The 11,310-nt window shown below is 72.3% G+C and carries 10 protein-coding genes and 2 rRNA genes; 6 read left to right on the forward strand and 6 right to left on the reverse strand.

The genetic code is table 11. From position 1 onward, the window contains the following. Positions 1-4: 4 nt before the first annotated feature. Positions 5-724 (reverse strand): coiled-coil domain-containing protein, encoded by a 720-nt coding sequence (locus IDM40_RS13720; RefSeq protein ID WP_193122383.1) that lies wholly within the window; start codon positions 722-724, stop codon positions 5-7. Between the two features lie 208 nt (positions 725-932). Between IDM40_RS13720 and IDM40_RS13725 the strand changes: the two genes are divergently transcribed. The 4 genes from IDM40_RS13725 (at position 933) to IDM40_RS13740 (ending at position 4,494) form a co-directional block, all read left to right on the forward strand. Then, the gene (locus tag IDM40_RS13725; protein ID WP_193122384.1) at positions 933-1,286 is read left to right on the forward strand and encodes an SCP-2 sterol transfer family protein; all 354 of its coding nucleotides are present in this window, start codon (positions 933-935) and stop codon (positions 1,284-1,286) included. A 32-nt stretch (positions 1,287-1,318) separates the two neighbouring features. Continuing rightward, the gene (locus tag IDM40_RS13730) at positions 1,319-2,599 is read left to right on the forward strand and encodes a DUF1015 family protein (protein ID WP_193122385.1); all 1,281 of its coding nucleotides are present in this window, start codon (positions 1,319-1,321) and stop codon (positions 2,597-2,599) included. Further along, a complete protein-coding gene (locus IDM40_RS13735; protein ID WP_193122386.1) occupies positions 2,563-3,366 on the forward strand; it encodes an aminoglycoside N(3)-acetyltransferase in 804 nt (267 codons plus the stop codon). Before IDM40_RS13730 ends, IDM40_RS13735 begins: the two co-directional genes overlap by 37 nt. 120 nt (positions 3,367-3,486) lie before the next feature. Next, a complete protein-coding gene (locus IDM40_RS13740; RefSeq protein ID WP_193122403.1) occupies positions 3,487-4,494 on the forward strand; it encodes an HAD-IIA family hydrolase in 1,008 nt (335 codons plus the stop codon). Between the two features lie 61 nt (positions 4,495-4,555). Here the strand turns inward: IDM40_RS13740 and IDM40_RS13745 are convergent, their stop codons facing one another. Further along, positions 4,556-5,008 carry a single-stranded DNA-binding protein gene (locus IDM40_RS13745; RefSeq protein ID WP_328807016.1) on the reverse strand — a complete coding sequence of 151 codons (453 nt, stop codon included), beginning with the start codon at positions 5,006-5,008 and terminating at the stop codon, positions 4,556-4,558. A 2,050-nt stretch (positions 5,009-7,058) separates the two neighbouring features. Between IDM40_RS13745 and IDM40_RS13750 the strand changes: the two genes are divergently transcribed. Both IDM40_RS13750 and IDM40_RS13755 read left to right on the forward strand, forming a co-directional pair. Beyond that, positions 7,059-8,063 (forward strand): MBL fold metallo-hydrolase, encoded by a 1,005-nt coding sequence (locus IDM40_RS13750; RefSeq protein WP_193122387.1) that lies wholly within the window; start codon positions 7,059-7,061, stop codon positions 8,061-8,063. Between the two features lie 65 nt (positions 8,064-8,128). Further along, positions 8,129-9,088 (forward strand): GNAT family N-acetyltransferase, encoded by a 960-nt coding sequence (locus IDM40_RS13755; RefSeq protein WP_193122388.1) that lies wholly within the window; start codon positions 8,129-8,131, stop codon positions 9,086-9,088. A gap of 15 nt (positions 9,089-9,103) precedes the next feature. Here IDM40_RS13755 and IDM40_RS13760 read toward each other — a convergent pair whose 3' ends face one another. The 4 genes from IDM40_RS13760 to IDM40_RS13775 form a co-directional block, all read right to left on the reverse strand. Further along, positions 9,104-9,508, reverse strand: a complete 405-nt coding sequence (locus IDM40_RS13760; RefSeq protein ID WP_193122389.1) for an NUDIX domain-containing protein — start codon at positions 9,506-9,508, stop codon at positions 9,104-9,106. Between the two features lie 50 nt (positions 9,509-9,558). Beyond that, entirely contained in the window at positions 9,559-10,755 is a 1,197-nt protein-coding gene (locus tag IDM40_RS28165; RefSeq protein ID WP_193122390.1) for a tetratricopeptide repeat protein, read from the reverse strand. Positions 10,756-10,994: 239 nt separating this feature from the next. Next, a 5S ribosomal RNA gene (gene rrf / locus IDM40_RS13770) occupies positions 10,995-11,110 on the reverse strand. A 96-nt stretch (positions 11,111-11,206) separates the two neighbouring features. Then, positions 11,207-11,310: ribosomal RNA gene (locus tag IDM40_RS13775) — 23S ribosomal RNA — on the reverse strand; the annotation flags it as partial.

An 11,310-nucleotide genomic window follows, 5' to 3' on the forward strand; every position in this document is an offset into this window, starting at 1 on the left:
GGTCCTACTTCTTGGTCTTGGCCTTGGTGGTGCGCTTGGCCGCCGGCTTGGCCTTGGTGGTCCTGCTCTTGGCGGGTTTGGAACCGGACCTGGCCTGGCCCGAGCCGGTGCCGCCGGAGGTCTTCGCCGGTGTCCCGGTGGTCTCGGCGTCGGCCTGAGGCGCCTCGTCGGTGGCCTGCTCGGTGTCGGTCCCGGCGTCGGCCTGCTCCGACACCTCGGAGGCCTCCGGGACCGCAGGGGTCTCGGAGGCCTCGGGGGCCTCGTCCGCTGCGGTGTCCGGGGCCGGGGCGTCGGGGGTCTCCGGCCGGGGCTCGGTGACCGACTCGGAGGGCTGCGCGGTGGCGGAGGCGTCCACTGACAGTGCGCGCTCGACCGCGTGGCGGGCGGCCAGGCGGCGTTCCAGTTCGGCGACCCGGCGGGACAGGCGCTCGTGCTCGCTGCGCGGAACCACGTCCATGGTCTCCAGCTGGCGGCCGACCTCCTCCCGCACCAGGTCGGCGATGGCGGCCCGGTTGGCCTGGCTGGTCTCGATGAGCTCACCGGCCAGCACCTGGATGCTCTGTCCCACCCGCGGGGCTGACTCGCCCTCGACCGGGGCGGCCGCGCCCGTGGACCGTCCGTCGCTGCGCAACAGCGCGCGGGCCGCGGCGACCGCGTCGCGGCGGGAGAGTTCGGTGAGGCCATTGGCGGCATCGAGATAGGTGCGTACCGCGTCGACGACCATGGTGGAGGTACTCCTTGGAGCGCGTGAGTTTGCAGGCAGGGTCACAGGGGCACGAGGAGCGGGGCGGAACTCGCGCGTTGACGGGGGATCCGGCCACAACGCTACCGGTGCGGCCGACGCCGCGGCACGGGATCCGCAGAGGTCTTCTGCTTCGTCACCTTGGCCACGGAAGACCCCCGTTTCACACCGGTTGAGGCATCATGAGCCCATGAGCAGCATCGACGCCTGCCTCGACGGCTTCGCCCTCATCAACCGGCGCATCCTCGAGCAGCCACGGCAGGAACGGGACCGCCGCATCGACGAACGCAGCGTCGCCGTGGTCGTGCCCGACCTGGACACCACGTTCCGGCTCCGTCTCACGCCCGAGGGCCTGGCCGACCTCACGCACCACACCGGCGGGACGCACCTCTCCCCCGCGCAGGTCACCGTCACCGTGGGCGGTGACGACCTCGTCGCGATCGCGGAGGACCGCCTCAGCGCCAAACTCGCCCTGGCCACACGCCGTGTCAAGGTCAACGCGTCCCTGGGCGACCTGTTGCGTATGCGTTCGCTGCTCGGGTGAGCACACCGTCCATGCCCGGGTACCGTTCTGGGATGTCTGCCCACGCTCTCGATCTGGCCCCGTTCCGGGGTCTGCGTTACGCCGCTCCCGACGTCGACCGTTTCATCGACGACGGGTTCGACGTCTCCCGCCTCCTCGCACCGCCCTACGACGTCCCGGACGCGCGTGAGGCACGAGAGCTGCAGCGCTCCGACCCCCACAACGCCGCCCGCGTCACCTTGCCCTTCGAGCTGACCCGGGAGACGCATCCCCGGTACCGGGCCGCCGCGGCGTTGCTGCACCGGTGGGTGCGGGACGGGGTGCTCGCGCAGGACCCCGGGCCGGCGCTCTACGTCTACGAACAGATCACCCCGGACGGTGTGCGCCAACGCGGCCTCGTCGGGGCCCTGGACCTCGACTCGCCCGTCCGCCCCCACGAGGACGTGGCCGAGGCACCGGTCCAGGACCGTTTCCGGCTCATGCGCGCCGCCCGGGCCAACCTCGAGCCGATCTTCCTCGTCTACCGCGGTGCCGGCGGCGCGGCCTCCCGAGCTACCGAGGACCGGGGGCAGGAACCCCTGCTCACCACCCGCACAGGCGACGGAGCCGAGCACCGCCTGTGGGCGATCACCGACCCCTCGACCATCGCCGACGTGCGCGCCGACCTCGCCGACCGCTCGGCCCTGATCGCCGACGGTCACCACCGCTACGCCGCCTACCGGCAGTTGCACCGCACCGAGTCGGATTCCGGGTGGCGCCGCGGGCTGGCGCTGCTGGTGGACAGCGACACCCACCCGCCCCACCTGGGCGCGATCCACCGGGTCCTGCCCGGGACCGACCCCGGCCGTCTCCTGGATCTCGCCCGCGGGGTCGCCGAGGTCGAACCGGTCACCGCGCTCACAGCTCAGGACACCGAGGGACCGGCCGTGGTCCTGGCCGACCCCGACGGGGGCGCCCACCTGGTGCACGGGTTCGACGAGGCGCTGCTGGCCGCGCGTATGCCGGGCCGGTCCGAGCGGTGGCGGAACCTGCCCACCTCCGTCCTGCACGAGGTCCTCCTGCCGTTGTGGGGCGTGGCCGAGGAGCGGGTGCGCATGGTGCACGACAGCCCGGACGAGGCCGTGGCGGCTGCACGAAGCGAGAGCGGAACCGCGGTGATCGTGCCATCGTTGTCCGTGGACCAGGTCTACGCCGTGGCCGACCACGGCGAGCTCACCCCCCGAAAGTCCACGTCCTTCGGCCCCAAACCCCGCACCGGCCTGGTCATGCGGCTGTTGGACCGACCCCCCGAGGAGCCATGGCCGACCGAACCCTCTGCACGCGGGCGTCGCTGACCGCCGACCTGACCCGCCTGGGGCTCGCCCCGGGCACAACCGTGCTCGTACACAGTTCGCTGAAATCGCTGGGATGGGTGTGCGGCGGGGCTCCCGCCGTGGTGCTGGCCCTGGCCGACGCGGTGGGCCCCGAGGGGACCGTGGTCGTGCCCACCCAGAGCGGCGAGTACTCCGACCCCGCCGGGTGGCAGAACCCGCCGGTACCCGAGTCGTGGTGGGAGACCATCCGTGAGCACATGCCCGCCTACGACCCCGCGGTGACGCCGACGGCCGGGATGGGGCGGGTGGCCGACCAGCTGCGGACCTGGCCCGGGGCCGTGCGCAGCGCCCACCCGCAGGTCTCCTTCGCGGCGCTCGGGGCCCGGGCGCGCGAGCTCATGGAGCCCCACCCGCTGGACGACGGCCTGGGCCCGGATTCGCCGCTGGGGCGTATGGCCGGGTCCGGCGCACAGGTGCTCTTCCTCGGCACCGGGTACGCCACGTGCACGGCGTTCCACCTCGCCGAGTACCGGCTGCCCGTCACCCCGCGCATGACCTGCGGTGCCCCGGTGCGCGACGCCTCCGGGGAGCGGGTGTGGCAGCAGTACACCGACGTGGCGCTGGACGAGCGGGACTTCACCGGTATCGGCATGGCCCTCGAACGGGCACGGCACGTCACCGTGGGCCCGGTGGGTACGGCCACGGCACGATTGTTCCCCATGGGCGAGGCCGTTGACTTCGCCACCGGGTGGATGCGGCGCCACCGCACCGTGCCGAAGCCGTCCTGAGCCGCGCCCGTGCGACACAGCCCACCCCGTCCGGGACCATCCGCGAGCCGCCGGATCCGGGTGCTGCCCATAACCTGGGGGACGTCCCCTGCCACCACCATGATGAACGGGTCCGCCTCCATGACGCTGCGCGCCTCCGAACGTCCCCTCGACGAGATCCACGACGCGATGCTCCTGGACCTGGACGGTGTGGTCTACGTCGGCCCGAACGCCGTTCCCGCGGCGCCGGGGGCGGTCGGCAAGGCCCGCGCAGCCGGCGCGAAGGTGGCGTTCGTGACCAACAACGCCGGGCGCACCCCCGGGCGCATCGCCGACCACCTCACCGACCTCGGTGTGGAGGCCGTTCCGCGGGACGTGGTCACCTCCGCCGAGGCCGCCGCCCGGCTCATCGCGGAGCGTTACCCGGAGGGCTCGGAGGTCCTCGTCATCGGCGACACCGGTCTGCGCCAGGCCGTGCGCCGCAGTGGGATGCGCCCGGTCACGGTCGATTCCGGATCGGTCGTCGCCGTCGTACAGGGGTACTCGCGATCCATGGCGCGCGACCTGCTCGACCAGGGGGTGCTCGCCGTCGCGCGCGGTGCGTTCTTCGTCGCCAGCAACGCCGACGCCACCGCCCCGAGCGAGTGGGGCAACACCCCCGCCAACGGGGCGTTCGTCCAGGTGATCCGACACGCCACCGGGGTGGACCCGGTCGTGGCCGGCAAGCCGATGCGCCCGCTGCACCAGGAGGGCATGCTGCGCACGGGTGCCCGCAACCCGCTCATCGTCGGCGACCGTCTCGACACCGACATCGAGGGCGCCGTCACCCACGGGGCCGCCGGCATGCTCGTGCTGTCGGGGGTGGCCACGCCCGCCGAGGTGCTGGCGGCACCCGAGCACCGGCGCCCGCACTACCTGGCCTGGGACGTCTCCGGCATGAACAAGGCCCACCCGGCGGTGGAGCACGAGGGTGCCACCGCGCGCTGCCGGGGCTGGGCCGTCACGGTCGACGGTTCCGGAGTGGCGCTCTCCGGGGCCGGGGAGCGCCTGGACGGCCTGCGTGCGCTGTGCGCGGCCGTGTGGGGCCACCCCGGCGTCGATCCCGCCGGCCCGAGCGTGCAGGAAGCGCTGTCCCGCCTCGGTTGGTGAGCCCCGCCGACGCCGCAGGCGTTCGAGCAGGAACCTGAGCACCGCCGTGTACGCGGACATGTCAGCGTTCCCCCTTCCGGCGGGCGCGCACGAACCGCACCGACGCGGCCTCCACCTCGCACACGCTCCGGCGCCCGTTCACCCCGCGCCAGGTTCGTCGGCGCAGGGCGCCACGGACGTCGACGACGTCGCCGAGGCGCCAGTCCCGCAGGTGCTCGTGGACCCCCTGGTCGAAGCTCACGCAGGTGATGGAGTCGGACGCGCGTCCCCGGAACCGGGTCGAGGGGTCCCGGGTGACGCAGATGCGCCAGGTGGCCAGGTGGTCGCCGCTGGGCAGTTCCCGGAAGCGGGGCTCGGCGGTGACGCGGCCGACGACCCCGACCTCGTTGTGGTGCTCGCCGTCGCGGTCCGCCGCGACGGTGGGGCTGCCACCCGGTGCCTCCGCGCGGCGTGCGCCACCTTCCGGCCCCGCAGCAACGAACCCGTTGCCGTGGCCGGACCCGCCCTCCGCCACACCTACTGCGTCAGGACCGGGTTTTGTCCCCCGCGCGCCCTTGGTGGCAACACCACCGCTGCCCCTCCTCACCTCGGCGTTCGACGTTTCCGAACGGTCCTCGAGTGCCACAGGCTCGATCGTGTCGTCAGCAGACTGGCTCCCAACGGGCGCCGAGTCCAGCGCATCTATGGTGTTGGACCGCTCGTCCACGGTCTTCGACCCGCAAGGGCCACCCCGGGTTCGCGCACGGTCATCCTCCGCTCCCCGCCGGGCACCGTGGGAACGTGTGTGGCCCGCACGGCTCCCTGACCCTTCCGCCCGAGCTTCCCCGGTAGCACCGGCGGCTTTCGCCCTCTCAGCGCGAGCAGGCGTCCGGCCACTCAGGCCGGAGGTGTCTGCCGCGGTATGGGCTCCGTCATGACCGGGACCCGGCACGGACGAGGGCCCTCGCGCAGGAGCACCGGCTCGCGCGCCCCGCGTGCCCTTGGTGGCAACACCACCGCTGCCCTTCCGCACCTCGGCGTTCGACGACCGTGAACGGTCGCGACCAGGCTCCGGCGCATGCTCGGCCTGTCGGTCGCGTTTGCTTCCCGCGGAATCTGCGGAGGGCTCTCCGACCTGCGATTTCACCCGCCCGGTCGAGTCTCCGGCAGACAGGTCCTCCGGCGCGCCGGAACCGGCCTTCGGCCTCTCGGCGCGAGCCCGGGCTCGGCCACCGCCTGCAGCAGGCGCAGAATCAGGCGTCCGGCCGTGGCGCGCATGCCCGGGACCACGGCCCTGCGGACCCTGGGTCGCCGCCGTCGCACCGCTTCCGCTGCTGGTCGAAGCCTTCGCACGCGTCGGCTTCCGGCGGTCACCGCTGCCCGAACGACCACCACCGCTGCCGGCACGTGCCTTCTCAGGAACGCGCTCCGACACCGCCCGCTGCGCGACACCGCTGTCACCTGCACCGGCCGTCGCCCGCTTCGCGCGTGCCGTGGTGCGCGGGTGTCCTCCGCCCGACCTACCTGCCGCCGTACCCCGCGCAGTTGAGGTGGCGCCGCCGCTGCTCTTCGACGCTTCCGTATGCGACGGTTGGGCACGGTCGCGACCGGAGCCCGGTGCGTTCCCGGCCGGCAGGCCCCGCCCGGTTTCCTCGGGAACCGCAGCCTCCTCGGGCGCCGTACCCGGGTTGCCAGCAGCCTTCGGTTTGCCGGATGTGTCGCGCATAGAAGACTCACCGCTGCGGGCCTTCGGCCCGGCCGGGGACGGACCGCCGGTGTCGGCGTCGGCCGAAGCCTTCGCACGGGTCGGTTTCCCACGATCACCGCTGCCCCGACGACCACCACTGTTTCCGGCACGTGCCTTCTCGGGTCCGCGCTCCGACCCCACTTGTTGCGCGGAACCAGCGGCACCAGCTCCGGCCTTGGCCACCTTGGTGCGAGCCGACGTGCGGCGTCCGCCCCCGCCGGAGGCGCCTGCGGCGGTACGTCCACCGGCAGGGGTCGCGGCTTCGCCCTCCGAGGGCAGCGCGGGAGGCGGCGGTGTCTGCGCCTTCGGTTTCCGCGGGGTCTTCCGTGTGCCGGATGTGGCGCGCACAGCAGGCCCGGACTCGGCCGCTCCGCGCACCGGAACGGCCGTACCGGGGGTGGGCGAATACCGGTCGGGTGAGCCTGTTGCGCGAGCGGGCGATGCGCCGGTGTCGGGGGAAGGCGAGCGCCGGTCGGGGGCAGGGACCGGCGCCCCGTTCTGGCGAGGGGACGGTGCCCCGGAGCCGGCGGCAGCGCCGTAGGGCGGCAGGGTGGGGTGCAGGAGCGGTACGGGGCCGGAGAACGGACCGAACGTCGAACGGTCGGGCATGGGACCTCCCAGAGTTGGTGCGCGACGAGGGCGGCACACCGCTGGGTGGGGCCGGGGTGATCCCGGGACGGGAGGCGGGTGCGCCGATCCCAGATTCACCGGAACCGGGCGTGGAAAAAAGACCCGGATCCGGACCTGTGGACAACCGGGGTGACCCGGCCCACCTCGACCAGGGACCTCTCCTCTAGAGTCGGAGTCCCGAAGACGCCGTAGAACAGGGGTGCCTGCCGTGCACGACGACGTGGACGCGAGCGGACTGCCGACGGGGATCGTCCCGCTCGGCAACGACATCTACGCCATCGACACGATGCTCGCGGGATATCCCGGTGTCGTGTCGAGCTACCTGATCCGGTCCGAACGGCCGTGCATCGTCGAGGTCGGCACCGCCGGTTCCGCACGTGTCCTGCGTGACGCCGTCGTACGCCTGGGGCTGGCCCCCGAGGATCTGGCCACCATCGTGGTCACCCACATCCACCTCGACCACGCGGGCGGCACCGGCGACATGGCGGCGCACTTCCCGAACGCGGAGATCGTGGTGCACGAGCGCGGCGCCCGCCACCTCGCGGACCCGAGCCGGCTCATGGCCAGCGCGAAGATGGTCTGGGGCGAACGCCTGGAGACCCTGTTCGGCGAGATGCGCCCCACCGACGGGCAACGCATCCGTGCGGTCGCCGAGACCGGGGAGATCGATCTGGGGGCGGGACGCAAGCTCGTCTCCCACTACGCCCCGGGCCACGCCAAGCACCACATGGGCCTGGTCGACACCTTGACCGGCGACCTCTACGTGGGCGATGCCCTGGGGGTGTACAACCCGCTGACCGGCGACGTCCGCCCGGCCACGCCCCCGCCCGACTTCGACATGGACGCCTGCCTGCGCACCCTGCGCCTGTTCGGCGACATCGAGCCGCAGCGCCTCATGTTCTCGCACTTCGGGGCGGTGGAAGCTGTGCCGGAGACCATCGACCGCGCCGAGTCCGAGCTGCGCCTGTGGGTGGAGACCGTGCGGGAGTCCTACGCGGCCGACGACGACCTGGACCACGCCGTCGCGATGGTCAAGGAGAAGGTCGTCTCGCGCTACAGGCCCCTGCCGCCGGACGCCTCGGAGGAGGCCGCGGCCGTGCTCGACATCCTCGCCGGGCCGGAGGCCAACGTCGGCGGGATCATGCACTGGCTGGACCGTCTGGAGCAGGAACAGGCCGAGGCGGAGCGGGTCCGCCGCGAACGCGAGGCCTGACTCTCCCGGGCGGGCCGCGGAAAACCCCGTGCGTCCGGCCCGGGCCCCGGCCTAGGCTCTCGCCCATGAGCTCCACGGTGCGGGCCATGGGCCCCGACGACATCCCCCGTGTCCTCCCCCTGATCACCACCGCGTTCCCGTGCATGATCCTCACCGAGGAGTCCATGCGGTGGCGGGCCGACCATCCCCACCCCGAGTTCGCCAACCGGGAGCTCCTGGCCGTGGACCGGCATGGCGCCCCCGTGGGGTTCGTGCGCGTTCTGACCCTGCGCACCCCCGACGAGGCAGGGCGGGTCAAGGCCTACATCACACTCCTGAGCGTGCATGAGGACGTGCCCGAGCCGATGGAGGTCCGCGCCGCGCTGCTGCACGAGGCGGAACGCACGGCCCGCGCGGACGGTGCCACGGCGGTGCGCGTGGAGGTCGCCGACGACGGCGTCCAGGCCGGGGGTTCCCTCCTGGCCTCGTTCGTGCACGAGCTCGGCTACACCGAGAACGTCGAGGAGCACCGCATACAGGGGCTGGACCTGCGCTCCCTGCCCGAACCCCCGCCGGTCCCCGCGGGTGTGGAACTGCGCCCCTTCACCGCGTTCACCGACGACCCGCGGCCCCTGTACGAGGTCGACCGCGAAGCCACAGGGGACGAGCCCGGGGAGCGCCAGGGGGAAACCTTCATGCCGTACGCCGAATGGCTGCACAGCGTGTGGCCCCATCCGCTCGCGGCCCGGGACATCAGCACGGCGGTCCTGGTCGGTGGCGAGGTCGTGGGGTTCACCGCATACGTGAGCGACCGCCGCACGAGGTTGGAGTCGCAGATGACCGGCACTCTGGCAGCGCACCGCGGCCGGGGTCTGGCCGGTCTGGCCAAGACCACCGCGCTGCACCGTGCCAGGGAACGCGGGATCCGGTTCGCCTACACGGGCAACCACGACGCGAACGCACCCATGCTGGCGATCAACTCCAGGCTGGGATACCGGGTCGTGGGTGCGGAGCGCACGTTCGCCCGCCCGGAGGGCCAGGCCTGAACCGGGCCCGGCGGATCAGTCGGGCGCTCCGGGCAGACCGGCCGCCCGGATCAGGTGGGCGTAGAGCCCGTCGGCCCACGAGAGTTCGTCGTCGCCGGGCAGACGCTCGAAGTCGCGTGCCTCGACGGTCTCGAACTCGCCGGTGAGCGGGGCCAGGGACTCGACCTGTGCGTATGTGACGACGGTGATGTGGCCGCCCGAGAGCACGTAGTACCCGACGAGGCGCAGTTCTCCCAGGCTCGCGCCGGCTTCCTCCAGCGCCTCACGCCGGGCGGTCTGCCACGGGCTCTCCCCCGGTTCGCTGTGCCCGCCGGGGAACTCCCACCCCCGGTGCCGGTGGCGGACCAGCAACGGCCGGTCACCCCGATACGTGAGGCAGACGACGGAGTCGTGCTGTTCGGGCAGCCGGTCCAGGCACACGACCGCACCGCCGAGCGGTTCTCCGCCCGGCGGTGGGGTGGGTTCGGTGCTCAGCCGCGCTCCCGCTCGCCGCCCTCGGAGGAACGCTTGCGGTCGTCGCCGGCGGGGGCCTCGTCCTCCTCGGAGGCGGGGTCCTCGGCGTCGGTCCACATGATGCCGTCCTCGAGGTCGACGTCGACGAGCTCGACGCCCTCGATCTCGGCGAGGCGCTCGTCCGCGTCGGTCACGCCCTCACGGTCGACGGAGGAGGCACGCGCGAAGTACTCACGGGCCTCGTCCTCCTTGCCGAGCTCGACGAGCACGTCGGCGTAGGCGTAGAAGAGGCGTGCGACCCACGGGCGGGCGCGGCGCTCCTTGAGCTCCGGGATCTGGAGCTCGACCAGCGCGGCCTTGGCGTCGCCCATGTCTCGTCGGGCACCGGAGGCGACGATGCGCAGTTCGATGCGCTCGGCGGCGTCGAGCTTGCCGGCGGCCGGGTCATCGGCGATCTCCAGCGCACGCTCGGGACGCCCGAGACCGCGCTCGCAGTCGGCCATGACGGCCAGGAAGCTGTCGCGTCCGCTCATCCGGCGGGCGGCCCGCAGGTCGGCGAGCGCCTCCTGCCACTTGCCGAGCGTGTAGGCGGCCACGCCGGAGGCCTCGCGCACGCCGGGGACCCGGGAGGCCTTGCGACGGGCGTAGACCGCGTGCTTGTAGGCCCGCTCGGGGTTCTCGTCGAGCAGGAGCCCGGCGGCAACCACGTGCTTGCCGACGATCTCGGCGAGGGACTTGGGCAGGGAGTTCAGGTCACGCTTGGTCTCCTGGTCCAACTGGCCGTAGGTGGCCTCGTCGGGCAGCAGTGGTGCGGCGTCCGCAGGGTCGCGGTTCTCGCGGGGCGCGCGGCTCCGGTCATCACGGCGCCGGTCGTCTCGACGGTCGTCGCGGCGGGAGTCGCGCCCACCCCGACGGTCATCGCGTCCCCGGCGGTCGTCACGGCCGCCACCTCGACGGTCGTCACGGAACCCTCCGCGCCGGTCACCGCGGGGCCCGCCCCTGCGGTCGTCACGGTCGCGGCGGCCACCGCGGTCGTCGCGCCGGCCCCCGTTACCGCCTTGTCGGCCACCTCTGTGGTCGCGGGATCCCCGGTACCCGGAGCGGGAACGGGGCTCTCCCCCGCGTTCCCGGCCGTCGGGCCCACCCGAGCGGTCTTCACCGCGCTCGTCGGCTCCGGAGCCCTCGTGGTCTCCCGATCGGCTGTCCTCAGTCATCGAATCCGTCCGTCAACACTCAAAAGCGCTGCCACTTCGACCAGTAGCAGCGCGTCATAGTACTTGGGCTTCCAGCTTACGACATGGTCACCACCGGCACGGACGCAGGCGATGGTCGGATCCGTGTGCTTGTGCACAGCAGGCGGGGACACACGACATCATTTCACATGTTCACAAGCCTGGGCACAAAAAAAGGGGAAGGACCCCGACCAAACAGGACCCTCCCCCTTCAAAAAAAACCGTGGCAGCAACCTACTCTCCCACCCCACCACAGGGCAGTACCATCAGCGCAAGGAGACTTAACGACCGGGTTCGAAATGAGACCGGGTGTGACCCTCCCACCATAACCACCACGGAAACCAAACACCCACACCCAAACCCCAACAGGGCCCAGACACAGGAAAACCATAGTGACAGTGAACAAGTATGCGCGAGCACCCAATTATCTGCAGCGGACAAGCCCTCGACCTATTAGTACCGGTCAGCTCCACCCCTCACAAGGCTTCCACACCCGGCCTATCAACCCCATCGTCTATAGGGAGTCTTACCCTCTCA

This window comes from Nocardiopsis coralli (genome assembly GCF_014892575.1).
Classification (GTDB): domain Bacteria; phylum Actinomycetota; class Actinomycetes; order Streptosporangiales; family Streptosporangiaceae; genus Nocardiopsis; species Nocardiopsis coralli.